Consider the following 24,846-nt stretch of genomic DNA (forward strand, 5'->3'; position numbering starts at 1 on the left):
GCTACCCGCCCACGTGCGTGCGGCCGCCGCTGAGCGGCAACTACGCGCCAGGTCCCACCAGCGCGCGGTAGCGGTCGTGCCACAGGTCCTCGTGCGCCTGCGGCAGCAGCAGCACCCGGTCCGGGCGCAGCGCGGCGAGCGCGTCCGGGTCGTGGGTGACCATCACCATTGCGCCCGGGTACCCGGCGACCGCCCGCAGCACCTCGTCCCGGGAGGCCGGGTCGAGGTTGTTGGTCGGCTCGTCCAGCAGCAGCACGTTGGCGCCCGAGTGCACCAGGCAGGCCAGCGCCAGCCGGGTCTTCTCGCCGCCGGAGAGTACCCCGGCCGGCTTGTCCGCGTCCGCCCCGCCGAACAGGAACGAGCCGAGCGCGGAGCGCACCTCACCGTCCGTCAAGTGCGGTGCGGTGGCCGACAGGTGCTCGAACACGGTGCGGTCCGGGACGAGCGTGTCGTGCTCCTGCGCGAAGTAGCCCAGCCGCAGGCCCGGGCCCGCCACCGTCCGCCCGCCGTCCGGGAGTTCGCGGCCCGCGAGCAGCCGCAGCAGGGTGGTCTTGCCCGCGCCGTTCGGCCCGAGCACCACCAGCCGGCTGCCCCGGTCCACCGCCAGGTCCACCCCGGCCAGCACCCGGTGGGCCCCGTACGACTTGGCCAGGCTGATCGCACCCAGCGGGATCCGCCCGCACGGCGCGGGTTCGGGCAGCCGGATCCGCGCCGTCCGCTCGGCCTTCCGCAACGGCTCCGTTCCCGCCAGCAGCCGGTCCGCCCGCTTGGCCATCGACTTCGCCGCCGAGGCGGTGTTCGTGTTGGCCTTCATCTTCTCCGCCTGCGCGTGCAGGCTGGACGCCTTGCGCTCCGCGTTCGCCCGTTCCCGGGCGCGCCGCCGCTCGTCCGCCGCCCGCTGCGTCAGGTACGCCGACCAGCCGGTGTTGTGCACGTCCAGCGCGGCCCGCTGCGGATCCAGGTGGAACACCCGGTTCACCGTCGCGGCGATCAGCTCCAGGTCGTGGCTGATCAGCACCAGCCCGCCCCGGTGGGACGCCAGGAAGCCGCGCAGCCAGGCCACCGAGTCGGCGTCCAGGTGGTTGGTCGGCTCGTCCAGCAGCAGCGTGTCGTGCCCGGCGAACAGGATCCGGGCCAGCTCGACCCGGCGCTTCTGCCCGCCCGACAGGTCGCCCACCGGCTGCTCCAGCAGCCGCTCGGGCAGGCCCAGCCCCGCCGCGACCCGGGCCGCCTCCGCCTGCGCGGCGTACCCGCCGCGCCGCTGGAAGCCGGCCTCGGCCCGGGCGTAGGCGTTCATCGCGCGCTCGAGCGCCGGCCCTTCGGCCGCGGCCATCGCGGACTCCGCCGCGCGCCGCGCGCGCGGCGCGCCGTCCATCCCGCGCGCGGACAGGATGCGGTCCAGCACCGGGACGGTCGGGTCCGCCGCGCGGGAATCCTGCGGCAGGTAACCGGTCGAACCGGTCCGCGAGATCGTTCCGGCGGCGGGCTCGGCGAGGCCCGCCAGGGTGGAGAGCAGGGTGGTCTTCCCCGCGCCGTTGCGGCCGACCAGGCCGACCCGGTCGCCCGGTGCGAGGTGGAAGGAGAGGTTGTGCAGCAGCAGACGCGCGCCGACGCGCACGTCGAGACCACGAACGGTGATCATGAAAGGACGCTCCGAAACAGCAAGAGGACACACGGGTGGCGTGGAAGCTGGTCCTCTTGCTAGGAGATGCGGGGCGTCGACATGGTCCCGACGCTACGCCGACGGCCGGGCGGCCCGCACCCGAATTTCCGTCTCCGCAGGTCAGGAGAGGTCTCGGTCGGTCGGGAGAGGTTTCGGCAGGAGAGGTTTCGGCAGGTCAGGAGAGCTGGAGCGCCAGCATGTAGGCGGCCGTCCCCGCGACGATCGACAGCAGGGCGTTGCGACGCCACAGGTGCAGCCCCAGCGTCGCCGCCAGACCAGCGGCGGCCGGGCCCGCGCCGGCGAGCGGGACGTCCCGCAGCGTGTAGACCGTGAGGATCACCATCACACCGGCCGGCATGGTCGCCGCCAGGAACTTCAGCAGCCCCGACTCCCGTACCCGGCCCAGCAGCACGAACGGCGCGGCCCGCAGCAGCAGCGTCACCGCGAACATCACCAGCAGGCCGGCCAGCACGTACCGCCAGTCAGGCACGACGCCCCCTCAGCAGGTAGCGGACGGTCAGCGACGCGACGTACAACCCCAGGGCCACGACGAGGAGTTGGCCCTTCGCCAGCAGCAGCGCGGCCAGTGCGGACAGCAGCGCGAGAATCGGACCCGGGACGTCACGGGTGGCGCGCCAACCGTCCACGGCAAGAACGGCGAACAGCGCGGTGAGCGCGAAGTCCAGCCCCCGGACGGTGCCCGGGAGGGCAGCACCCAGCAACGCCCCCGTCACTCCGCCCAGCACCCAGTACGCCTGGCAGAACGCCTGGATGGCCACGATCCGCCGCCCCGTGAGGTGCGGCCGGGCGGCGGCCAGGGCGTAGGCCTCGTCGGTCAGCGTGTACACGCTGTACGCCTTCGCGGCCCGACCGCGAACCCGGTGCAGCGGGAAGGAGAGCCCGTAGAAGACGTGCCGGAAGTTCACCAGAAAGGTGGTGACGGCAACGGACGCGAGCGGCGTCACGGCGAGGAGCAGGCCGATCGCGAGGAACTCCAGCGAGCCCGCGTAGATCAGCAACGAGAAGACCGGCGCCCACCACCAGTCGAACCCGCTCTGCACCAGCAGCACCCCGAATGCTATTCCCAGGGGGTACAGGCCGAGACCCACTCCGAGAGTGTCCGTCGCGGCGGATCTGATGGCGTGCGGGTCCTGGACGTCGGTTGTGGTCACCACACGAGGACATTAATGCAGGTGGGACGTGCACCCAGTGGGACGGGGCGGGGGTCGAAGACGGGGACCGGAAGCGGCGGAACGCTCAGCGCCCTGTTGATCACCAGCAGACTCGGCCCCGCCGTTCTCCCCCAGCCCCAGGGGGCTGGGAGGTACCCCCACGGGCCCCTGGTGGTGCACCCTCGGGCCCCTGGAGACCCAACCCCCGAACAACCCCCCTGAAAAGTCAGGCAGCCGGCAGCTCGTCCAGGCCTTCGTGCACCATCTTCGCGACCCGGTCCAGCGCGGCTTCCGCGCCCTCCGCGCCGGCGGAGAGGATCACGGTCTCGCCGCCCTCCGCGCCCAGGGTGAGTACGCCGAGCATGGAGCCGGCGTTGACCGGGGTGCCGCTCTCCTTGGCGATGGTCATCGGGACGCCGGTGGAGGTGACGGCCTTGACGAAGAGGGAGGCGGGACGGGCGTGCAGGCCCTCGGCCCAACCGATGGTGACGCGGCGCTCAGCCATGAGAGGTGCCTTTCAGGTGGTGCAGGGTGGTGCAGGTGTTGTCTAGACCAGTGTTGCACGCCGGTGCTGTCGCGGCCCGGGGGCGAGCAGGGTCAGAGTGCCGTGCCCGGCACGGGCGGCGCCATCAGGCTCGCCGACGACTACCCTGACGACCGTGGAGCACGACACCGTCAAGCACGCCATGGCGCGCGAAGAGGCCGAGCACGGTTATCCGCAGCACTGGGAGGCCGATGTCCTGCTGCGCGACGGCGGCACGGCCCGGATCAGACCGATCACCGCGGATGACGCGGACCGGCTGGTGGAGTTCTACGAGCAGGTCTCCGACCAGTCGAAGTACTTCCGTTTCTTCGCCCCGTACCCGCACCTGTCCGACAAGGACGTGCGCAGGTTCACGCACCACGACTACGTGAACCGGGTCGGCCTGGCGCTGGTGGTGCGGGACAGGTTCATCGCGACCGTCCGCTACGACCGGATCGACAAGGCGGGCATGCCGTCCACCACCGGTACGGACGCGGAGGTGGCGTTCCTGGTGCAGGACGCCCACCAGGGGCGGGGCATCGCCTCCGCTCTGCTGGAGCACATCGCGGCGGTCGCCCAGGAGCGCGGGATCCGCCGGTTCACGGCCGAAGTGCTGCCGGAGAACCGGAAGATGGTGAAGGTGTTCGCCGACGCCGGCTACACCCAGCGGCGCAGCTTCGCCGACGGCGTGGTGCACCTGGAGTTCGACCTGGAGCCGACCACCGCGTCGCTCGCGGTGATGCGGGCCCGCGAGCACCGTGCCGAAGCGCGTTCCGTGCAGCGCCTGTTGACGCCCCGTTCGATCGCGGTGATCGGCGTCTCGCGCAACCCGCAGTCGGTGGGCCGGGCGCTGCTGCGCGACATCCGGGCGGGTTTCGACGGCCCGGTGTACGCGGTGAACCGCACCGTCGAGCCGGGCACCGAGCTGGACGGCGTCCCCACCCACCGTTCGGTGCTGGACATCCGAGGCCCGGTCGACCTGGCGGTGATCGCGGTGCCGGAGCCCGCCGTCCCCGCCGTGGTCGCCGAGTGCGGCGCGCACGGCGTGCAGGGCCTGGTGGTGGTCACCGCCGGGTACGCCGAGACCGGGCCGGACGGGCGTGACAAGCAGCGCGAACTGGTCCGGCAGGCCCGGGCCGCCGGTATGCGGGTGGTCGGCCCGAACGCGTTCGGCCTGATCAACACCGACCCCGAGCGCCGGCTGAACGCCTCGCTGGCCCCCGTCCTGCCCGGCCGTGGACCGTTCGGCGTGTTCTGCCAGTCCGGCGCGATCGGCGTCGCCCTGCTGGAGGCCGCCCACCGGCGCGGCCTGGGCGTCTCCTCGTTCGCCTCGGTCGGCAACCGGGCCGACGTCTCCGGCAACGACCTGCTCCAGTACTGGGAGGAGGACGCCGCCACGGGCGTGGTGCTGCTCTACTTCGAATCCTTCGGAAACCCGCGGAAGTTCACCCGGATCGCCCGCCGGCTGGCCGCCGCCAAGCCGGTGGTGGTGCTCAAGGGCGCCCGGCACACCGGCAGCCTGCCGCCCGGCCACGCCGTCCAGCCCGCCGCCACCCGGCTGCGCGACGCCACCGTGGACGCGCTGTTCCAGCAGGCCGGCGTGATCCGGGTGGACACCATCACCGAACTCTTCGACACCGGCGAACTGCTGGCCGGCCAGCCGCTCCCGGCCGGCAACAAGGTCGCGATCGTCGGCAACTCCGACTCGCTCGGCCTGCTCACCTACGACACCTGCCTCGGCACCGGCCTGCGCCCGCGCACCCCCGTCGACCTGACCACCGGCGCCAGCGGCGAGAACTTCCGGATCGCCCTGGACACCGCGCTCAGCGACCCGCAGGTGGACGCGGTGATCGCCGTCGCCATCCCGCCGATCGGCGTGCTGGGCCCCGAGTCCGCGCCCGAGCTGGTCGAGGACGCCCCGGAGATCGCCCAGGCGCTGCTGGACGCCGCCGAGCGCGGCCGGGAACTCGGCAAGCCGCTGCTGCTCGCCCACCTCGCACTGCCCGGCCTGGTCGCCCGGCTGCGGGCCGGGGGAGTGCCCGCCTACCCGGCCCCCGAACGCGCCGTCCACGCGCTGGCCGACGCGGTGCGCTACGCGAAGTGGCGACGCCGCAGCGCCGAGGCCGAGGAGACCGCGCGGGTCCCCGAACTCGACGGCGTGGACGAGGGCGCCGCCCGCGCGCTGGTCGAGCAGGCGCTGGGCAGCCGCGAGGCGGTCGCCGCCCGGCTGCAGTCCGGCGGGGCCCGGGTCACCCTGCCCGATCTCGACGCCGCGGCGCTGCTCGGGCACTACGGCATCCCGGTCAGCCCGACGCTGGCCGCGCCCGACGAGAACAGCGCCGTCAAGGCGGCGGCCACGCTCGGCTACCCCGTTGCGCTGAAAGCCACCGCCGAACACCTGCGCCACCGGCCCGACCTCGGCAGCGTCCGCCTCGACCTCACCAGCGAGGCCGAACTGCGCCGCGCCCACCGCGAACTGGACGCCCTGCTGGGCGGCGCCGCGCAGGCGGAACTGGTGGTGCAGCGGCTCGCCCCGCGCGGCGTGGACACCGTGATCGGCGCCGCCGTGGACCCGGCGGTCGGCACCATCCTGTCCTTCGGCCTGGCCGGCGCCCCCGCCGAACTGCTGGGTGACGTCGCCCACCGCCTGGTCCCGGCCACCGACCGGGACGTCGCCGAACTGATCCGCGAGGTCCGCGCCGCACCGCTGCTGTTCGGCTGGCGGGGCGCGGAGGCGGTGGACACCGGAGCCCTGGAGGAACTGCTGCTGCGGGTCTCCCGCCTGGTCGACGACCTGCCCGAGATCGCCGCCGTGGACCTGGAGCCCGTGGTGGTCGCCCCGCACGGCCTGACCGTGCTCGGCGCCCGGGTGCGGATCGCGCCGCTGCCGGTCCGTACCGATCTGGGACCGCGCGCCATGAGCACGCTGTAATCTTGCGTGGTTGCCCGCCCGGCAGGAGCGGGCAACCCCCGGGCCGGACGGCAGGACGACGGGCCGGGCGACCCCGGCGCAGTGCCACCCGCCGGACCGGCGGGACATGCCAGGATGGAGATATGGCGAAGACCGGTACCACCACGCAGGACCTGCGGTCCGCGATCGAGCGCAGCGGCTACTACCCGGCGCTGGTCTCCGAGGCGGTGGAGTCCGCGGTGGGCCCCGAGCCGATCAGCTCGTACCTGGTGCACCAGGAGACCACCTTCGACGCGAACGAGGTCCGCCGGCACGTCACCGTGCTGGTGCTCACCCCGTCCCGCTTCGTGGTCAGCCACACCGACGAGCAGAACGGCGACGCGGCCACGCCCGTCCCGTACGCCACCACCTCCACCGAGACGGTCCGGCTGGACCGGATCAACTCCGTGGTGATCAGCCGCATGGTCGCCAACCCCGAGACGTACACCCCCGGCACCCTGCCCCGCGAGGTCGTCCTCACCATCGGCTGGGGCGCCGTGCAGCGCCTCGACCTGGAGCCGGCCGGCTGCTCCGACCCCAACTGCGAGGCGGACCACGGCTACACCGGCTCCGCCACCGCCGACGACCTGTCGCTGCGGGTCAGCGAGGCCGGGGACGGCCCGGAGACGGTCGCCCAGGCGCTGGTGTTCGCCCGGGCGCTGTCCGAGGCGACCGTGGCCAACGGCTGAGCCCGGTATGCATCACGGCTACGACTCGTTCGATCCGCTCGACCCCGCCGACGCCCCCGCCCCGCGCTACGGCGGCGCCTCCCTCTCGGACCTGCTGCCGACCCTGGCGGCGGGTCTCGGCGTGCCCGGCTACCGGGCCACGCTGCCGCTGGAGCCCGCCGACCGGGTGTGCGTCTTCCTGGTGGACGGCCTCGGCTGGGAGCTGATCCGCCGGCACCCCGACTGGGCGCCGTTCCTCAACTCGCTGACGGCCGCGGGCACGCCGATCACGGCCGGGTTCCCGTCCACCACCGCCACCTCGCTGGCCTCCGTCGGTACCGGCCTGCCGCCGGGGCAGCACGGACTGGCCGGGTACACGGTGGCGATCCCGGGCCGCAGGCAGCTGATGAACCAGCTGCGCTGGCAGCCGCCGGTGGACCCGCACGCCTGGCAGCCCTACCCGACCGTCTTCGAGCAGGCGCACCTCGCGGGGGTGGCCACCGCGCAGGTGTCCTCCCCGCTGTTCGCCACCACCCCGCTCACCCAGGTCGCGCTCTCCGGCGGCACCTTCCTCGGCCGCACCACCGGCGAGGAGCGGATGGACCGGGCCGCCGCCTGGCTGGCCGAGCACGACCGCGCCCTGGTCTACACGTACCTGAGCGAACTCGACGCCGCCGGGCACCGGTACGGCGTCGACTCCGACGAGTGGCGGCTCACCCTGTCCACCGTCGACCGGCTCGCCCGCCGCCTCGCCGAACAGCTCCCGCCGCGCTCCGCCCTCTACATCACCGCCGACCACGGCATGATCGACGTCACCCCGGAGAACCGGATCGACTTCGACGAGGACTGGGAACTCTCGGCCGGCGTCGCCCTGCTCGGCGGCGAGGGCCGCGCCCGCCACGTGTACGCCCACCCCGGCGCGGCCGGCGACGTGCACGCCGTGTGGAGCGAGGTCCTCGGCGAACAGATGTGGGTCGCCACCCGCGAACAGGCCATCGCCGCAGGCTGGTTCGGCCCCGAGGTGGACGAACGGGTCTATCACCGGATCGGCGATGTGGTCGCCGCCGCGCGCGACGACATCGCGATCATCGCCAGCCGCAACGAGCCCGGCGAGTCCCAGATGGTCGGCCTGCACGGCTCGATGACCCCCGTCGAACAACTCGTCCCGCTGCTCGAAGTCCGTGGCTGAGACCGGCCCGTCAACCACCCACGCCCGAAAGGCTGACGCTCAACCCATGGCTGAACTGGTGTTCTTCTCGGGCACGATGGACTGCGGCAAGTCGACGCTCGCCCTCCAGATGGACCACAACCACACCGCCCGCGGCCGGCAGGGCATGATCTTCACCCGCCACGACCGGGCCGGCGCCGCCACCATCTCCAGCCGCCTCGGCCTGCGCGCCGAAGCGGTCGAGGTCGGCGACGCCTTCGACTTCCAGGCCTACGTGGTCAACCTGCTCTCCGCCGGCGGCAAGGTCGACTACCTGATCTGCGACGAAGCCCAGTTCTTCTCCGCCGGACAGATCGACCAACTCGCCCGCATCGTGGACGAGTTGGGCATCGACGTGTTCACCTTCGGGATCACCACCGACTTCCGCACCAAGCTGTTCCCCGGCTCCCAGCGACTGATCGAACTCGCCGACAGGGTCGAGGTCCTCCAGGTCGAGGCCCTCTGCTGGTGCGGCGCCCGCGCCACCCACAACGCCCGCACCGTCGGCGGCGTCATGGTCGTCGAGGGAGCCCAGGTCGTGGTCGGCGACGTCGCCGTCAACGAGGACGAGATCGGCTACGAGGTGCTCTGCCGGCGCCACCACCGCCGCCGCCTCACCGCAGCCACCGCCCGCGCCGCCGTGCTCTCCCCGGACGTACTCCCGTTCGAGGGCTGACACCGCGTCAGGTCCGTTGCCGCCACAATGGCAGCATGACCTCGCCGCTGATCACCGCCGCCGAACTCGCCGCCGCGCTCGACACCCCGCACCCGCCGGTCCTGCTCGACATCCGCTGGCAGCTCGGCGGCCCGCCCGGCGCCGAGGAGTACGCCAAGGGCCACCTGCCCGGCGCGCACTACCTCGACCTCGACCACGACCTCGCCGACCCACCCGGCGCCGCCGGCCGCCACCCGCTGCCCGACGCCGAACGCCTCACCGCCGCGCTGCGCCGGGCCGGCGTCACCACGAGCCGCCCCGTCGTCGCCTACGACGCCGGCCCCTCGCTCTCCGCCGCCCGCGCCTGGTGGCTGCTCCGCTGGGCCGGCCACCCCGACGTCCGGGTCCTCGACGGCGGCCTCGCCGGATGGCTCGCCGCCGGGCAGCCCGTCAGCACCGAGACGCCCACCTCCGGTGACGGGGACTTCAAGGTCGACCCCGGCCACCTGCCCACCGTCGACGCCGCCCAGGTCGCCGAACTCGCCCGCACCGGACTCCTGTTGGACGCGAGGGCCGGCGAACGCCACCGCGGCGAGACCGAGCCCATCGACCCCCGCGCCGGCCACATCCCCGGCGCGACCTCCGCCCCCACCACGGAGAACCTGTCGGCGGACGGACGTTTCCTCCCCGCAGCGGATCTGGCCTCCCGGTTCGCCGCCCTCGGCGTCACCGCCCCCGCCCACACCGCCGTCTACTGCGGCTCCGGCGTCACCGCCGCGCACCAGCTCCTCGCCCTCGAACTCGCGGGGTACACCGGCGCTGCGCTGTACCCGGGCTCCTGGAGCGAATGGTCTGCGAACCCGGCCAACCCGGTCGCTGTGGGGTGAACCACCCGGGGCCCGGGGAACGGCGGGGCCGAGCTGCGAGTGGTCGGGGACAGCGGAGGGCCGTGTTGCTGGCGGCCTGAAGACGGGAACCAGAAACGACGGGGCCTTTCCGTGCCCTGCTGATCACCAGCAGTCTCGGCCCCGCCGTTCCCCGGGCCCCTGATTATTCGGGCTTCTTGCGGCGGGAGCCGAACACGATCTCGTCCCAGCTCGGCACCGTCGCCCGCCGGCCGGGGCGGACGCCGTCCGCTTCCGCCTGGCGGTCGGTCGCGCCGACCATGCGGTCGCGGTGCGGGGAGACCGAGCGGGGCATCAGGATGTCCGCGTACGCGGAGCCCGCGCCGACGCTCGCCGCAGGCGCACTCGCGGGTTCGTCGATCTCCTCGGGCTCCTCGGTGACCGTGGTCTCCACGCTCGGCCCGACCGGGGTCAGGTCGCCGCGGTAGGACGGCACCACGTCCAACAGGCTGGTGAGGGAGTCCCGTTCGGGGGAGACCGCGGCGACTGCCTCGCGGGCCTCGCGCACCTGCATGATGCGGTCGGCGGAGGGACGCTCGATCATCGGGCGGGCCGGGCGCTCCTGGGGGAGGCGGGCGATCCGCGGGATGAACGGGAAGACCGAGTCCTCCTCGCGTTCGACGTTCTCGCCGATCAGCGCGCGCGCCTCGTCGTCGTTCGGCTGCACGAGCCGTCGCGGCGGGTCGTAGGACCAGGAGGCACGCCGGTGCTCGCCCTCGGCGCGGTAGACGAGGATGACTTCCCAGGTGCCGTCGTCGCGGCGCCAGGAATCCCAGCGTTCGGTGTCCTTCTCGGCGCCGCGCAGCGCGAGCCGCTCGGCGACGGCCTCGCCGAGCTGGGGGCCGGTGGACTCGCCGTGGCGGCGGATCGCCGTCTTGCGGGCCCGCTCGGCCATGAAGGCGCGCTCGGCCAGCACCGGACCCTCGAAGCGGCGGACTCGCTCGACGGAGATGCCGGCGGCCTGTGCGACCTCCTCGGCGGAGGCACCGGCTCGTATCCGCGCCTGGATGTCCCGCGGGCGGAGGTGGCTCTCCACCTCGATCTCGATCTGGCCGAGCCGCGGCCGGTCACCCCGGATGGCGGCGCGCAGCCGCTCGTCGATCGGAAGGGTGTACTCCGTGCTGTCGGCAGCCTTGAGCACCAGCCGTGTGCCGTCGTTGCTGACGGCCACGACGCGCAGTTCGGGCACGGTTACCTCCCGGGTGGTGCCTGCCGACGTCACCTGCGTCGCTGCTCCCGTACTGAGTGTGGCCTGCCCGCTGGCGAGTGGCCACAACCTTGCAGAGTTACCCGGCGTGTCGGGCTTTCGCCCGGGCGCGCCGCTGTGGCACGGTTGCCTGTTTGCCACGTCGACGGTCGACATCGCACCCGGGCGCCCGGGTTGTCGTCTGACGGTGTGTCGACAGGCGGGACCGAAGGCTCAGGCTCCACGAACAGTACTCCATTCGTGGCATCCACAGGGGCGGCTCGCCGCTCAAGTCTCCCGCGAATCATCGGAATCTCAAGAGTGGGCACGCCAATGGACGGCCAGTGATCAACGGACGGTGATCATCTTCACATATATCGACCGGGAGGAACCGGATTTTCGACCCTTGTGTCCTTCTTTGGGCAAGATGGAGAGACTTGTTCGAAATTCCGACACGCCGACCGAGGGACCTGGATGCCGCAGCAGAGGGAGCAGTTCGCGCACGGAGCGGACCAGGCCGACCCGAAGCCCGAGCGCAAGCGGCTTGACCTGACGGTCACCCAGGTTGCGGCGAGCGCGCTGGCGACGGTGGTCGGTGCGGTACTCGCCTCGGAACTCGGAGTGTACGGAACGATACTCGGTGCTGCCGTCGTCTCGGTGGGGGCGACCACCGGAAGCGCGGTCTTCCAGCACTTGTTCAAGCGCACCGCGGAACGGCTGCGAAACCGCGGCGCCGAATCCGGGCCCGGCGCGGATCCCCGGCCGGCTCCGGCGGGCGGAATCAGCGGGGACTGGAACGAGCCGCAGCTGGTGCGGGCGAAACGGCGCTGGACCTGGAAGTCCTACACGGCGGTATCCGCACTGGTGTTCGTCATTGCGATGGTGCCGATCGTGTCGGTGGAACTCGCCACCGGAAAGCCGCTGCACGACATCACCACCGGCAAGGACGGCAGCGGCACTTCGTTCAACCCGTCGCGCCCGACCGGCGGCAGCGGAAATAGCGACAAGACCGGTACGGACGGTGACGGCAGCCGGGGCAAGGAAGGATGGCAGCAGCCCGCCCCGACCCAGCCGCCGAGCCGCGAGCCGTCTTCGCCCGGGCCGAGCGACCTGCCCTCGTCGGGGACTTCGGGCTCGCCCGCGCCCAGCGCCTCGCCCCGGCCGTCCACCAAGCCGGAGCCCTCCGCCTCGCCGAGCGCGGGCAGCTCCCCGGCGGCCACCGGGGAGGCCTCGCCCGGCCCCGCCGCCGGGCATGACACCGTGCCCGGCGCGGAGAAGACCGGCTGACGGGCGGTCAGGCGCCGAGCACCCGGCGCAGGTAGTCGTTGGCGAACCGGCGCTCCGGGTCGACCTTGTCGCGCAGTGCGGTGAAGTCGCCGAAGTGCGGGTAGACGGACGACAGGTACTCGGCGTCCCGGGTGTGCAGCTTGCCCCAGTGCGGGCGTCCCTGATGGGCCGTCATCAGCTTCTCCACCTCGCTGAAGTAGCCCAGTTCGCGGGTGCCCCGGTACAGGTGGACGGCGATGTACACGCTGTCCCGGCCGTTCGCGGTGGACAGCCAGAGGTCGTCCGCCGGGGCCACCCGGACTTCGACGGGGAAGCTGATCTTCCAGTCCGAGCGCTCCACCAGGGCCTTCAGTTCGCGCAGCACGGTGGTGGCCGACTCGCGCGGCACCGCGTACTCCATCTCGACGAAACGGACCTTGCGGGGGCTGGTGTAGACCTTGAACGCCTGGTCCGTGAAGCGGCGCTCCGACCAGGCGCGGCTGGCGATCTGGGCGATGGTCGGGATCGAGCCGGGGAAGCTCCGGCCCACCCGGCAGACGCCCTCCCACACCGTGTTGGAGACGAAGTCGTCGTCCAGCCAGGCCTTGAACTTCGGCAGCGGGGCGGCGGGGCCCTGGCTGCGGTTGTTGCGCTTGGTCGAGCAGCGGTCGGTGTGCGGGAACCAGTAGAACTCGAAGTGCTCGTTGACGGCGGTCAGTTCGTCGAAGCGGTCGAGCACCTCGTCGAAGCCCATCGGCTGCTCGTGCGCGCTGAGCAGGAACATCGGCTCGACCGCGAAGGTCAGTGCGCTGATCACGCCGAGCGCGCCGAGGCCGAGACGGGCGCCCTGGAAGAGTTCGGGGTTCTCGGTGGCCGAGCAGGTCTGCACCGAGCCGTCGGCGAGGACGATCTCCACCGCCCGGATCTGCGCGGCCAGCGAGCCGGAGTCCCGGCCGGTGCCGTGGGTGCCGGTGCTGGTGGCGCCGGCCACCGTCTGCACCTCGATGTCGCCCATGTTGGTCAGCGACAGGTCGGCGGCGGCCAGCAGCCGGTTCAGCTTGTGCAGCGGCAGGCCCGACTCGACGGTGACGGTGCCGGCGGCGCGGTCGATCCCGCGCACCGCGGTCAGCCGGTCCGGGCGCACCATCACGGCGTCGCCGGCGGCGGCGATCGCGGTGAACGAGTGGCCCGAGCCGACCGCCTTCACCGGGCGGTCGGCCTCCGCGGCCGCCTTGATCACCGCGGCCAGTTCCTCGACCGAGCCCGGTGCCGTCACCTGCGCGGGCCGCGCGCTCTGGTTTCCCGCCCAGTTCCGCCAGACCTCGGTCATCTCCAGAGCCCTCCCGCTCGCGTGTCCCGCCTGCCGGTTCTACCGGTGGGTAGGGGGAGCGTAGTCACTGCCTCGGGCGCTGGTCCATGGTCCGAAGGACCCAACATGAGGGAGGCTCACATCGTGGACGCCACGGCCTTCGTGGCGGGCGCCTGCTCGGCCGCGGCCAGCTGGTGGCGCAGCCGGGGCATGCCGACGTACGCGGCGAGCGCGCCGAGGCCCGCGGCGGCGACCGGCACCCAGTAGCCGTCGGCCGCGCCGCTCGCGTCCACCACCAGGCCCGCCGCCGAGGAGCCGAACGCCACGCCCAGCGCCATGCCGGTGGTGGTCCAGGTCATGCCCTCGGTCAGCTGGGCGGCCGGGACCAGGCGCTCGACCAGCGCCATCGCGGTGATCAGGGTCGGCGAGATGGCCAGACCCGACAGGAACAGCGCGGTGCCGACGCCCACCAGCGCGGCGGTGCCGTGCATCAGCTGGGCGGCGAGGATCAGCGGCACCATGCCGACGGCCATCACCGTCACCCCGACCAGGAAGCGGCGGGCCATCGAGCCGGACAGCTTCAGGGTGCCGAACACCGCGCCCGCCAGGCAGGAACCGAGCGCGTAGACGGCGAGCACCGGGCCGGAGGCGCCGGTGTGCTGCTGGGCCTTGGCGAACGCGACGGTGACCACCTCGACCGAGCCGAACACGCCGCCGGTGGCGACCAGCGTCATCACCAGGATCTGCAGGCCCCGGTTGGCGATCACCGCGGGCCCGGCATGGTGGGTGGCCGGATGCACCGGCGGCTCGGTGCGCCGCTGACCGGTGAACAGCAGGACGCCGACCACCAGGAAGACCGCAGCCAGCAGCACGCCGGACTCGGGGAACAGCGTGGTGGCCAGCGAGACCGCGAGGATCGGGCCGACGATGAAGCAGATCTCGTCCGCGACCGCCTCGAAGGAGTACGCGGTGTGCAGCTTCGGCGGCTCGTTCCGGTACAGCTGGGCCCAGCGGGCGCGCACCATCGAACCGGTGCTGGGCATCACGCCCATGCCCGCCGCGAACACGAACAGCGTCCAGTCCGGCAGGCCGGTCCGGGCACCGATCAGCAGGCCGGCCGCAGCCAGCACGGTGACCAGGGTGGCGGGCCGCGCGATCCGGCGCTGGCCGTGCCGGTCGACCAGGCGGGAGATCCACGGGCCGAGGATCGCCGCCGAGATCGCGAGGGTGGCGGACAGCGCGCTGCCGAGCCAGAAGGTGCCCTTCATCTCGGCGAGCATGGTGACGGTGCCGATCCCGGTCATCGAGATCGGCAGGCGGGCGATCAGCCCGGAGGAGGAGAAGGCCAGACTGCCGGGGGCGGCGAATATCTGGCGGTAGCTGGACAGCACGGGATGGCTCCGTCGGACGGGGTGCGGCGCGGGGGGCGTGGATAGGGGTAAGGCACAACTATCGCCCACACAGCTTACGAACCGTGATCCATCGTCCGCACCCGGGATAATCCGGACACCCGCCATCGGAAGGCACGCACCGGCCGCACCGCCGCGGGTGGCAGGATCGGAGCCATGCCCGACACGCGCACCCCCACCGACCCCGCGCCGTACGACGCGCTGCTGCTGCTGTCCTTCGGCGGGCCGGAGGGCCCCGAGGACGTGGTGCCCTTCCTGGAGAACGTCACCCGGGGACGCGGCATCCCCAAGGAGCGGCTGACCGAGGTCGGCAAGCACTACTTCCTGTTCGGCGGCGTCAGCCCGATCAACGGCCAGAACCGCGACCTGCTGGCCGCACTCCGCAAGGACTTCGCCGACCACGGCCTCGACCTGCCGGTCTACTGGGGCAACCGGAACTGGGCCCCGTACCTGGTGGACACCCTGCGGGAGATCGCCGACGCCGGGCACCAGCGGGTGCTGGTGCTCGCCACCAGCGCCTACGCGGGCTTCTCGGGCTGCCGGCAGTACCGGGAGAACCTGGCCGACGCACTCGTCCAACTGGCCGCCGAGGGCCGGCCCGAGCTGACCGTCGACAAGCTCCGGCACTTCTACAACCACCCCGGCTTCGTCCGGCCGATGATCGACGCCACCCTCGCCGCGCTCGCCGAACTTCCGGCCGGAGCACAGGAGAACGCCCGGCTGGCGTTCACCACGCACTCCATCCCGACCGCCATGGCGGAGACCTCCGGCGCCCCCGACGACCCGGCCCGCGGCACCCCGGGCGGCGCCTACGTCGCCCAGCACCTGGACGTCGCCCGGCTGATCGCCGACGCGGTCGCCGAGCACACCGGCGTCACCGACCGGCCCTGGCAGCTGGTCTACCAGAGCCGCAGCGGCGCCCCGCACATCCCGTGGCTGGAGCCGGACATCTGCGACCACCTGGCGGCCCAGCACGCCGACGGCGCCGCCGCCGTGGTGATGGTGCCGATCGGCTTCGTCTCCGACCACATGGAGGTCAAGTACGACCTGGACACCGAGGCGGTGGCGAAGGCCGCCGAACTCGGCCTGCCGGTCGCCCGCGCCGCCACCGTCGGCGCCGACCCGCGGTTCGCCGCCGCCGTGCGCGAACTCGTCCTGGAACGGGCCGCCGCGCAGCGCGGCGAGCCGGTCACCCGCTGCGCGCTGGGCACCCTCGGCCCCAGCCACGACGTGTGCGCCACCGCCTGCTGCCCCAACCCGCGCGCCCCCCGCCCCGCCGCCGCCGAAGCCTGAAGGAACTGATCGTGGAACTGCTGGACGACCTGCTCGCCACCGCCATCGACGCCGCCACCCGGGCCGGGGAACTGCTCCGCGACGGCCGGCCCGAGGACCTCGGGGTGGCCGCCACCAAGAGCAGCCCGGTGGACGTGGTGACCGAGATGGACCTGGCCTCCGAGAAGCTGGTGCTGGAACTGATCTCGGCCCGCCGCCCCGACGACGGCTACCTCGGCGAGGAGGGCGCCGACCGCCCCGGCACCAGCGGCGTGCGCTGGGTGGTCGACCCGCTCGACGGCACCGTGAACTACCTCTACGGGCTGCCGTCCTGGGCCGTCAGCGTGGCCGCCGAACTGGACGGCGAAGCGGTGGTCGGCGTGGTGTACGTGCCCGCCCGGGGCGAGCTGTTCCAGGCGGTGCGCGGCCGCGGCGCCGAGCTGAACGGCCGGCGGCTCACCGTCCGCCCGGCCCCGGCCTGGGGCCAGGCGCTGGTCGCGACCGGCTTCGGCTACCTGCGCGAGCGCCGGGTGCACCAGGCCGAGGTGCTGCACGCGCTGATGGGCGAGGTCCGCGACATCCGCCGGGCCGGCGCGGCCGCCGTCGACCTGTGCGACGTCGCCGCCGGCCGCTTCGACGGCTACTTCGAGCGAGGCCTGGCCCCCTGGGACCGGGCGGCCGGCGTCCTGATCGCCCAGGAGGCCGGCGCACTCACCGGCTCCCGCCCCGGCCTGCCCGCCGACGGCGAACTCACCATCGCCGCCCCGCCCGGCGTGTTCGAGCCGCTGCAGGCCCGGCTGGAGGAACTCGGCGCCTGGCACGACTGAGGCCCCGTCCGGGCAGCGAAAAGCCCTGGCGCGGGGAGACCGTGCCAGGGCTCGCTGGTGCGTTGAGGGAGGGGTTCAGGCGGCGGAGCGGTGCGTTCCGAGCATCGGGTCGACGCCGTGTTCGGCGGCGAGACGCTGGAGGTCTTCCAGCTCGGACTGCTCGACCTCGGCCAGGAACTCGTCCCCGGACTCGATCGCGCGGTGCAGATCCTGCTCGGCGTTCTTGATCCGCTGAAGGATTCCGGCGGTGAAGGCGTCCATACGGGCCCCCTTTTCCTGTGTCGGACGGGCACGGTCCCGAGGCACCCCCCGGCACGGAATCGGATGAACCCCGGACAGGCACCACGACCGGTGCAGGATCCGGTCGGGCGCTCGCGCGACAATTGAGTCGCGACCCGGTGGCTCTCGATCCACGGCCGGTGCGGATGGGGCACTGGCGGGTGGTGGCCGTGAAAAGCCGCCAAGGGACGGCATCACGGTGTGCACGTGTCCTCCCCACCCGGGGCCCCGGGAAACCTCAACTCAAGGGAAAGTTGCCCGAGTCACAGTCCAACCGGCATCCGAAGCCTCCGTTTTCGCCGTCGGCGCACCGGACTTACGACTGCTTTACCGCGCGACCAGGCAGGATGGAGACACCGTCGGATCCGTATGTCCGGATCCGCGCCCGGCGCATCACGGCCCGCACGGGCAGCACGGCCTGGGCCGATCCGGGAGAAGGGAAACACCGTGCGGGTACTCGTCGTCGAGGACGAGCAGCTGCTCGCCGAGGCCGTCGCCACCGGTCTGCGCCGGGAGGCCATGGCGGTCGACGTCGTCTACGACGGGGAGGCCGCGCTGCAGCGGATCGCCGTCAACGACTACGACGTGGTGGTGCTCGACCGGGACCTCCCGCTGGTGCACGGCGACGACGTCTGCCGCCGGGTCGTCGAGCAGGGCCTGGCCACCCGGGTGATCATGCTGACCGCCTCCGGCGACATCAGCGACCGGGTCGAGGGCCTGGAGATCGGCGCCGACGACTACCTTCCGAAGCCGTTCGCGTTCAGTGAGCTGGTCGCCCGCGTCCGCGCCCTCGGCCGGCGCGCCACCGTCCCGCTGCCCCCCGTGCTGGAGCGCGCCGGGATCAGCCTGGACCCGGGCCGCCGCGAGGTGATCCGGGACGGCAAGCCCGTGCAGCTGGCTCCCAAGGAGTTCGCCGTGCTGGAGGTCCTGATGCGGGCCGGCGGCGCCGTGGTCTCCGCCGAGCAGCTGCTCGAGAAGGCCTGGGACGAGCACACCGACCCGTTCACCAACGTGGTCCGGGTCACCGTGATGACCCTGCGCCGCAAGCTCGGCGACCCGCCGGTGATCGTCACCGTCCCCGGCTCCGGCTACCGCGTCTGACGCGCCCCGCCGCAACCCCCACCGCCGTCTGAGAGGACTTACGGCCATGACCACCCCGCCACCCGCCGGCGGGGCCCCCGGCGTGCCCACTCCGGGCCCGGGCCAGGTGCCCCCGCGACCGAACCACCCCCCGCGCCCGCCCGGCCCACGCCGCGACGACGACGCCTACCGCCCCGGCGACGGCCTGTTCGCCTGGCTGTCGCTGCGGCCCACCATCCGCATCCGGCTCACCCTGCTGTACGGCGGGATGTTCCTGATGGCCGGCGTGGTGCTGCTGCTGCTGATGTACTACTTCGTCCGCTCGGCCTTCCAGACCGACCTGGTGCCGCACTTCACCCTCGGCCAGGGCGTCACACTGCGGGCCTACGACGGCGCCACCCTGACCAACCAGGGCGAGCTCGACCGGTGGCTGGCGCACTTCCAGGACACCCGGAGCAACGAGGCGCTCTCCACGCTGCTGCGCAAGGCGCTCACCGCCCTGGTCTGCCTGGCCGTGATCGCCTTCGCGGTCGGCTACACGGTGGCCGGCCGGGTGCTGCACCCGCTCGGCCGGATCACCCGCACCGCCCGCGAGGTGGCCGGCTCCGACCTGCACCGCCGGATCAACCTGGACGGCCCGGACGACGAGCTCAAGGAACTCGCCGACACCTTCGACGAGATGCTGGAGCGCCTCGACCGCGCCTTCGACTCCCAGCACCGGTTCGTCGCCAACGCCTCGCACGAGCTGCGCACCCCGCTGGCGATCAACCGCACCCTGCTCGAGGTGCAGCTCTCCGATCCCAACACCTCGCCCGACCTGCAACAGCTCGGCAAGACCCTGCTGGCCACCAACGAGCGCAGCGAACAGCTGGTGGAGGGCCTGCTGCTGCTGGCCCGCAGCGAGAACGAGCTGACCGAGCGCCGCCCGGTCGACCTCGCCGAGGTCGCCCAGCGCGCGCTGGAACAGATCCGCCCGGAGGCCGGCAACCGCGAGGTCGAGCTGCGCCCCGAACTGGCCGCCGCGCCCGCCCACGGCAACGGCGTGCTGCTGGAGCGGATCGCGCTCAACCTGCTGCAGAACGCCGTCCGCTACAACAGCCCCGGCGGCTGGGTGGAGATCACCACCGCCACGGTCCGCGGCGGGGGTGGCGAGCTGGTGGTGAGCAACACCGGCCCGGTGGTCCCCGGCTACGAGCTGGACCACATCTTCGAGCCGTTCCGGCGGCTGAAGAACACCGACCGCACCCGCAGCGACAAGGGCGTCGGTCTCGGCCTGTCGATCGTCCGCTCCGTGGTGCGCGCCCACGGAGGCACCCTGGAGGCCACTGCCCGCCCCGGAGGAGGCCTGCGCATCCAGGTCCGCATCCCTTAGTCGCCGGGACACCCTGCGGGCCGCCTGTGCCCGTACACGGCGTTTTCCGGTGCCGGGACGCCCTCAGCCGCCCCTGCCCAGCCTTTGTCGGAACGACATAAGCGCTGGACAGGGGCGGCTTGTCATTTGCGGCCGGAAGAACTTACGGTGTCGTAACCTACGCAGCCGTAGGTCCGCCCGCACTTCCGCAGGAGCAACCGCCGTGACCATCGCCCCCGTGCAGCGCATCGCAACGACCGCCTGGACCGACGCCAGGCTGATCCTCGCGCTCGAAGAGGTCGTGGAGACCGAGCTCAACCGCCACCTCAAGGTGGCCAAGGAGTGGATGCCGCACGAGTACGTGCCGTGGAGCCAGGGGCGGGACTTCGATGGCGTGCTCGGCGGCGAGGCCTGGTCCCTCGACCAGTCCAAGGTCACCCCGCTGGGCCGGATCTCGCTGGTGGTCAACCTGCTGACCGAGGACAACCTCCCCAGCTACCACCACGAGATCGCCACCATGTTCGGCCGCGAGGGCGCCTGGGGCACCTGGGTGCACCGCTGGACCGCCGAGGAGGGCCGGCACGGCATAGCGATCCGCGACTACCTGCTGGCCACCCGCGCCGTCGACCCGGTCGAGCTGGAGCGGGCCCGGATGGCGCACATGGCGAACGGCTTCGAGTCCGACAACGCGCACAGCATGCTGCAGTCCGTCGCCTACGTCGCCTTCCAGGAACTGGCCACCCGGATCGCCCACCGCAACACCGGCCACCACTCCGGCGACCCGCTCTGCGACCAGCTGCTGGCCAAGATCGCCAACGATGAGAACCTGCACATGGTCTTCTACCGGAACCTGCTCAAGGCCGCCCTGGAGCTCGCCCCCGACCAGGCCATGCGCGCCGTCGCCGACGTGGTGATCAACTTCCGGATGCCCGGCCACGGCATGCCCGGCTTCGAGCGCTCCGCCGCCCAGATCGCCATCGGCGGCATCTACAACCTGCGGATCCACCACGACGACGTGCTGCAGCCCGTGCTGCGCCACCTGAAGGTCATGGAGATCACCGGCCTCGGCCCGGCCGGCCGGCAGGCCCAGGAGGAGCTCGGCGCCTTCCTGGAGGGCCTGGACGCCCAGGCCACCCGCTTCGACGAGCGCCAGGCCGCGCTGCTCGCCCGCCGCGCCGCCGCGGCCGCCGCCCGCGCCTGAGCGCGGTCGCCACGCGCAGTCGGGCGTGGCCGGCCACCCGCAGCGGAGTGTGGTCGCCCAGGAGCGGAACGTCTCCGTTCGATTCCGGTCGGTATGCGGACAATCCGACCGCACAAAGGTGAGCCGAAAGGCCCGTTTTCGCGGGAATCGCCCACACTCGCGCCAGATGTGACGAACATCACACTCGGCCGGGTGGCTCATTGGTGCCACCCGGCCGGGCGATCACCCGTTCGGATGGGGTGGCTACGATGGGTCACCGCGCCCGATAATCGCGGACAACTCGACCATTGGTCAAGAACCTTTCCTGACCGCCGAGTTGCCGCTCCGGGCGCCGATCGGCCGCCACGCACCGTCACGATCGCTGACTCGCACCTGTGGCCGGCTCACCCGCACGGGTGAGCTCTTTCGAACCCTGTTCGACCGTCCCGACGGGCCTCGGGCCGGGTGTCGATTGAGTAACAGGGCTTGAAGTAAGGCACAATCTCGCCCTCGGGTCGGGCACAAGACCGGCCCCCCAGGCGTTACGTGCGCTGGAGATACCGCACACACCCAAAGGGGGAGAGCGAAAAATGGCAACGGACTACGACACCCCACGCAAGACCGATGACGACCTCAACGAGGACAGCATCGAGGAACTGAAGGCCCGCCGGAACGAGAAGGCCTCCGGCTCCGTCGACGTCGACGAGTACGACGCCAACGAGGGCCTGGAGCTTCCCGGTGCCGACCTCTCCAACGAGGAGCTGTCGGTCCGCGTGCTGCCGCGGCAGGCCGATGAGTTCACCTGCATGAGCTGCTTCCTGGTGCACCACCGGAGCCAGCTCTACAGCGAGAAGAACGGCCAGCCGATCTGCCGGGACTGCGGCGCCTGAAAACGGAGCGGCACTGGCCCGGGCGGGCGACACCCCTCCGCCGGCCCGGTACGCCGCCCCGTCCGGCCCTGAGCAGCGGGGCCGGAGGCAGAAGCAGCGACCGTCCCGAGCGGTCGCACCCGGCAGAACGCGAACCGCGCGCCTGCACCCGCAGAGCACGCAGACAGACCGAAAGGGACGGCCCCACGCTGGTGGGGCCGTCCCTTTCGGTCTGTCTGCGTTGTGGTTGTCCCCGGGCCGCCGGTCAGCGGCTGCGGCCGCCCGCCGCCTCGCCCAGCGCGTCCGCCAGCCGCTGCGGCGACCGGGTCGACAGGTACAGGTACGGGGTCGGGTCGGTCGGGTCCGTCACCGCGACCTTCAGCGCCGTCGGGACGTAGCTGCGCAGCAGCATGAACGCCCGCGGATCGGCCTTCACCGAGCGCCAGGCGACGGCCTCCTTCGGGTTCAGCACCTCGGCCTCGCCCAGGGCGCTCACCGGGATCCGGGCCTGCCCGGCCACCAGCGATCCCTGCACCACCCGGATCCGCGCCGAGCCGTAGCTGCTCAGGGCGGCCGCACCGGCGGCCACCCCCACGACCAGCCCGATCAGGGCGCCCAGTCCGTTGAACCGGAGCATGATCAGCCCGAACGAAAGCCCGAGCGCCACGGGCAGCAGCCACCAGGACCGCGGGACGGTGAGACGTTCCTCGTACATGCCTCCATTGTGGGCGCAGCACACGCCGTGCCCGGCGGCCGGGGCCCCTCGGCGTGCCTGTCCCGGAAACCTACTGGCAGGTAGGGTCGCGAGCGTGAACGGACCCACCCCCACCACCCCGCCCGCGGACGCCGTCCTGCCGCCCCGCTCCCCGTACGCCCCCGCACCCGGCACCGTCATCGGATCCCACTACGACGGCTGCTTCGGCTGCGGCCCGCACCACCCGCACGGCCTCCAGCTCACCGCCGTCGCCGGTGAACAGCTCGACGTCACCGCGCAGTTCACCGTCAAGACGGCCCACCAGGGCGGCCCCGGCCTCGCCCACGGCGGCATCCTGGTCAGCGCCATGGACGAGACCCTCGGCACGCTCAACTGGCTGCTCGGCGCCCCCGCCGTCACCGGCCGGCTGGAGACCGACTTCGTTCGCCCCGTCCCCGTCGACTCCGTGCTGCACATCCACGCACGGGTGACAGGCGTCCACGGCCGCAAGGTCTACAGCGCCGCCGAAGGCCGCATCGGCGGCCCCGACGGGCCGGTCGCCATTCGTGCCCAGGCACTGTTCGTCCAGGTGAAGCTGGAACACTTCACCACGCACGGCCGACCCGAGGACGTGCAGAAGGTCCTGGACGACCCGGACCAGATCAAACGCGCCCGAGCCTTCGAGGTGAACCCGTGACCGACTCCGCCCGCCAGCCCGTCGACATCCTGATCCGCCGCCTCGACCCGGAGATCCCGCTCCCCGCCTACGAGCACCCCGGCGACGCCGGCGCCGACCTGCGCACCACCGAGGACGCCGAACTCCAGCCCGGCGAACGGGCGTTGCTCCCCACCGGCATCTCCATTGCGCTACCGGACGGCTACGCCGCGTTCGTTCACCCGCGCTCCGGTCTGGCAGCCCGCTGCGGAGTTGCACTGGTGAACGCCCCAGGGACGGTCGATGCCGGGTACCGTGGTGAGATCAAGGTGATCGTCGTCAACCTGGACCCTCGGGAGCCGGTCAACTTCAAGCGAGGCGACCGAATTGCCCAGCTGGTCATCCAGCAGGTCGAGAAGGCCCGCTTCCACGAAGTGGGTGAACTCCCGGGTTCGGTCCGGGCCGAAGGCGGGTTCGGCTCGACCGGCGGTCACGCTGCGGTCTAGCATGCGCCGCGGTCCCGGCCCAGCCGGGCAGCACGACGAGCGGTGGAAGAAGCGATGCAGTTGCAGCGATTTTCGGCCGGTCCGATGGGTAGCAGGTAGCAGATATTCGCGTTCGGTCTTGGATTCGGTCTTGGACCGGGAAGGACAGTGACCGTGTTCCGTCGTCGCAAGAGCGAGGACGCTGTCGAGCAGCTCGCCGAGGACGCCATCAGCGCCGACGAGACGGCCGATGACGTCGAGGGTTCCGTCGAGAACGAGAACGACACCGAACTCGACCCGGCCGACCGGGTCGGCCTTCCGCCGGCCCCGCGCCCGGACGGGCCGTGGGACGTCTCCGAGCTGGAGAAGCCCGAAGAGGGCCGCGTCGACCTGGGTGGCCTGCTGGTCCCCGGCGTCGAGGGCATGGAGCTCCGGGTAGAGGTGGCCGGTGACTCGATCGTCGCCGCCACCCTGGTGCTCGGCAACAGCGCCATCCAGCTGCAGGCCTTCGCCGCCCCCAAGTCGGAGGGCATCTGGGGCGAGGTCCGCGAGGAGATCGCCAACGGCATCACCAGCCAGGGCGGCGCCATCGAGGAAGAGGAGGGCTCGCTCGGCTGGCACCTCCGCGCCCAGGTCCCGGTGCAGCTCCCCGACGGCACCCAGGGTGTCCAGCTGGTCCGCTTCATCGGCTGCGACGGACCGCGCTGGTTCCTCCGCGGCGTGATCTCCGGCCAGGCCGCGGTCCAGCCCGAGATGGCCGGCATCCTCGAAGAGGTCTTCCGGCAGACCGTCGTGGTCCGCGGCGAAGCCCCCATGGCGCCCCGCGACCCGATCGTCCTCAAGCTCCCCGAGGACGCCCAGATGGTCGCCGACGGCGCCGCGGCCTCCACCGCCGAGGGCGAGTCCCCCTACGCGGGCGGCTCCATCGACCCGTTCTCGCGCGGCCCCGAGATCACCGAGGTCCGCTGACCTCCAGGACGTCCCGCGTCCCCTTCCGCCCCCGCACGGTCCGCGTGCGGGGGCGGATTTGCTTTGCGGACTCGGATCCCCGTACAGTTCCGGAGTCGCACCGAGAGGGGCGAACGAAAGCAAGTCGGATCGAATGAAACTCCGGAAAACGGAGCGGAAAACATCTGATAAGCTGAGAACACGAAAGAACGAAGCGCCCGGAGGGCCTGCTGGAAAGCAGACCGAAGGAAGTGTCCGTTCCTTGAGAACTCAACAGCGTGCCAAAAGTCAAC

The 24,846-nt window shown here is 72.3% G+C and carries 24 protein-coding genes; 15 read left to right on the top strand and 9 right to left on the bottom strand.

What is annotated here, in order from left to right; all coding sequences use genetic code 11:
• Positions 1-40: 40 nt before the first annotated feature.
• The 4 genes from ACFYS8_RS34200 to ACFYS8_RS34215 form a co-directional block, all read right to left on the bottom strand.
• Positions 41-1,642: an ABC-F family ATP-binding cassette domain-containing protein gene (locus ACFYS8_RS34200; protein ID WP_387648891.1), complete on the bottom strand. Its 1,602-nt coding sequence runs from the start codon at positions 1,640-1,642 to the stop codon at positions 41-43.
• A gap of 196 nt (positions 1,643-1,838) precedes the next feature.
• On the bottom strand, positions 1,839-2,153 hold the full coding sequence (locus ACFYS8_RS34205) for a branched-chain amino acid transporter permease (protein ID WP_387648893.1): 315 nt from the start codon (positions 2,151-2,153) through the stop codon (positions 1,839-1,841).
• Positions 2,146-2,835 (bottom strand): AzlC family ABC transporter permease, encoded by a 690-nt coding sequence (locus tag ACFYS8_RS34210; protein WP_387648895.1) that lies wholly within the window; start codon positions 2,833-2,835, stop codon positions 2,146-2,148. Before ACFYS8_RS34210 ends, ACFYS8_RS34205 begins: the two co-directional genes overlap by 8 nt.
• A gap of 226 nt (positions 2,836-3,061) precedes the next feature.
• Positions 3,062-3,340 (bottom strand): HPr family phosphocarrier protein, encoded by a 279-nt coding sequence (locus tag ACFYS8_RS34215; RefSeq protein ID WP_387648897.1) that lies wholly within the window; start codon positions 3,338-3,340, stop codon positions 3,062-3,064.
• Between the two features lie 181 nt (positions 3,341-3,521).
• Here ACFYS8_RS34215 and ACFYS8_RS34220 point away from each other — a divergent pair, with 181 nt between their 5' ends.
• The 5 genes from ACFYS8_RS34220 to ACFYS8_RS34240 all read left to right on the top strand — a co-directional run bounded on the left by ACFYS8_RS34220 (position 3,522) and on the right by ACFYS8_RS34240 (position 9,725).
• Positions 3,522-6,290, top strand: coding sequence for a GNAT family N-acetyltransferase (locus ACFYS8_RS34220; protein WP_387648942.1), 2,769 nt, complete (start codon positions 3,522-3,524; stop codon positions 6,288-6,290).
• Between the two features lie 122 nt (positions 6,291-6,412).
• The gene (locus ACFYS8_RS34225) at positions 6,413-6,997 is read left to right on the top strand and encodes a DUF5998 family protein (protein ID WP_043909865.1); all 585 of its coding nucleotides are present in this window, start codon (positions 6,413-6,415) and stop codon (positions 6,995-6,997) included.
• 7 nt (positions 6,998-7,004) lie between these two features.
• The gene (locus ACFYS8_RS34230; protein WP_387648900.1) at positions 7,005-8,165 is read left to right on the top strand and encodes an alkaline phosphatase family protein; all 1,161 of its coding nucleotides are present in this window, start codon (positions 7,005-7,007) and stop codon (positions 8,163-8,165) included.
• Between the two features lie 46 nt (positions 8,166-8,211).
• Entirely contained in the window at positions 8,212-8,859 is a 648-nt protein-coding gene (locus tag ACFYS8_RS34235) for a thymidine kinase (protein WP_387648903.1), read from the top strand.
• A 35-nt stretch (positions 8,860-8,894) separates the two neighbouring features.
• On the top strand, positions 8,895-9,725 hold the full coding sequence (locus ACFYS8_RS34240) for a sulfurtransferase (protein ID WP_387648906.1): 831 nt from the start codon (positions 8,895-8,897) through the stop codon (positions 9,723-9,725).
• Between the two features lie 163 nt (positions 9,726-9,888).
• On the opposite strand, the gene sepH is transcribed toward ACFYS8_RS34240, so the two are convergent.
• The gene (gene sepH / locus ACFYS8_RS34245) at positions 9,889-10,965 is read right to left on the bottom strand and encodes a septation protein SepH (RefSeq protein ID WP_387648908.1); all 1,077 of its coding nucleotides are present in this window, start codon (positions 10,963-10,965) and stop codon (positions 9,889-9,891) included.
• Positions 10,966-11,403: 438 nt separating this feature from the next.
• On the opposite strand from sepH, the gene ACFYS8_RS34250 reads away from it, so the two are divergent.
• On the top strand, positions 11,404-12,216 hold the full coding sequence (locus tag ACFYS8_RS34250; RefSeq protein WP_387648910.1) for a hypothetical protein: 813 nt from the start codon (positions 11,404-11,406) through the stop codon (positions 12,214-12,216).
• Between the two features lie 7 nt (positions 12,217-12,223).
• Here the strand turns inward: ACFYS8_RS34250 and ACFYS8_RS34255 are convergent, their stop codons facing one another.
• Both ACFYS8_RS34255 and ACFYS8_RS34260 read right to left on the bottom strand, forming a co-directional pair.
• Positions 12,224-13,525 carry a D-arabinono-1,4-lactone oxidase gene (locus ACFYS8_RS34255; RefSeq protein ID WP_387648912.1) on the bottom strand — a complete coding sequence of 434 codons (1,302 nt, stop codon included), beginning with the start codon at positions 13,523-13,525 and terminating at the stop codon, positions 12,224-12,226.
• A gap of 116 nt (positions 13,526-13,641) precedes the next feature.
• On the bottom strand, positions 13,642-14,895 hold the full coding sequence (locus ACFYS8_RS34260; protein WP_387648913.1) for an MFS transporter: 1,254 nt from the start codon (positions 14,893-14,895) through the stop codon (positions 13,642-13,644).
• Between the two features lie 174 nt (positions 14,896-15,069).
• On the opposite strand from ACFYS8_RS34260, the gene ACFYS8_RS34265 reads away from it, so the two are divergent.
• The gene (locus tag ACFYS8_RS34265) at positions 15,070-16,206 is read left to right on the top strand and encodes a ferrochelatase (RefSeq protein WP_387648915.1); all 1,137 of its coding nucleotides are present in this window, start codon (positions 15,070-15,072) and stop codon (positions 16,204-16,206) included.
• Positions 16,207-16,211: 5 nt separating this feature from the next.
• Entirely contained in the window at positions 16,212-17,012 is an 801-nt protein-coding gene (locus ACFYS8_RS34270) for an inositol monophosphatase family protein (RefSeq protein WP_387648945.1), read from the top strand.
• Between the two features lie 75 nt (positions 17,013-17,087).
• On the opposite strand, the gene ACFYS8_RS34275 is transcribed toward ACFYS8_RS34270, so the two are convergent.
• Positions 17,088-17,273 (bottom strand): hypothetical protein, encoded by a 186-nt coding sequence (locus ACFYS8_RS34275; protein ID WP_073817364.1) that lies wholly within the window; start codon positions 17,271-17,273, stop codon positions 17,088-17,090.
• 465 nt (positions 17,274-17,738) lie between these two features.
• Here ACFYS8_RS34275 and ACFYS8_RS34280 point away from each other — a divergent pair, with 465 nt between their 5' ends.
• The 4 genes from ACFYS8_RS34280 (at position 17,739) to ACFYS8_RS34295 (ending at position 21,792) form a co-directional block, all read left to right on the top strand.
• Positions 17,739-18,392 (top strand): response regulator transcription factor, encoded by a 654-nt coding sequence (locus ACFYS8_RS34280; RefSeq protein ID WP_030458051.1) that lies wholly within the window; start codon positions 17,739-17,741, stop codon positions 18,390-18,392.
• 46 nt (positions 18,393-18,438) lie between these two features.
• Complete coding sequence (locus ACFYS8_RS34285; RefSeq protein WP_387648918.1) at positions 18,439-19,743, top strand: sensor histidine kinase; 1,305 nt, start codon at positions 18,439-18,441, stop codon at positions 19,741-19,743.
• Positions 19,744-19,945: 202 nt separating this feature from the next.
• Positions 19,946-20,923, top strand: a complete 978-nt coding sequence (locus tag ACFYS8_RS34290) for an acyl-ACP desaturase (protein ID WP_387648919.1) — start codon at positions 19,946-19,948, stop codon at positions 20,921-20,923.
• A 569-nt stretch (positions 20,924-21,492) separates the two neighbouring features.
• Positions 21,493-21,792, top strand: coding sequence for a DUF4193 domain-containing protein (locus ACFYS8_RS34295; RefSeq protein WP_043909894.1), 300 nt, complete (start codon positions 21,493-21,495; stop codon positions 21,790-21,792).
• Between the two features lie 244 nt (positions 21,793-22,036).
• Here the strand turns inward: ACFYS8_RS34295 and ACFYS8_RS34300 are convergent, their stop codons facing one another.
• Positions 22,037-22,486 carry a DUF3093 domain-containing protein gene (locus ACFYS8_RS34300; RefSeq protein ID WP_387648922.1) on the bottom strand — a complete coding sequence of 150 codons (450 nt, stop codon included), beginning with the start codon at positions 22,484-22,486 and terminating at the stop codon, positions 22,037-22,039.
• 94 nt (positions 22,487-22,580) lie between these two features.
• Between ACFYS8_RS34300 and ACFYS8_RS34305 the strand changes: the two genes are divergently transcribed.
• The 3 genes from ACFYS8_RS34305 to ACFYS8_RS34315 all read left to right on the top strand — a co-directional run bounded on the left by ACFYS8_RS34305 (position 22,581) and on the right by ACFYS8_RS34315 (position 24,574).
• Complete coding sequence (locus ACFYS8_RS34305; RefSeq protein WP_387648924.1) at positions 22,581-23,162, top strand: PaaI family thioesterase; 582 nt, start codon at positions 22,581-22,583, stop codon at positions 23,160-23,162.
• Positions 23,159-23,626, top strand: coding sequence for a dUTP diphosphatase (gene dut / locus ACFYS8_RS34310; RefSeq protein ID WP_073817349.1), 468 nt, complete (start codon positions 23,159-23,161; stop codon positions 23,624-23,626). Before ACFYS8_RS34305 ends, dut begins: the two co-directional genes overlap by 4 nt.
• A gap of 153 nt (positions 23,627-23,779) precedes the next feature.
• Positions 23,780-24,574 (top strand): DUF3710 domain-containing protein, encoded by a 795-nt coding sequence (locus ACFYS8_RS34315; RefSeq protein WP_387648927.1) that lies wholly within the window; start codon positions 23,780-23,782, stop codon positions 24,572-24,574.
• Positions 24,575-24,846 lie beyond the last annotated feature (272 nt).

The sequence above is a fragment of the Kitasatospora sp. NPDC004615 genome (assembly GCF_042873545.1).
Classification (GTDB): Bacteria; Actinomycetota; Actinomycetes; order Streptomycetales; family Streptomycetaceae; genus Kitasatospora.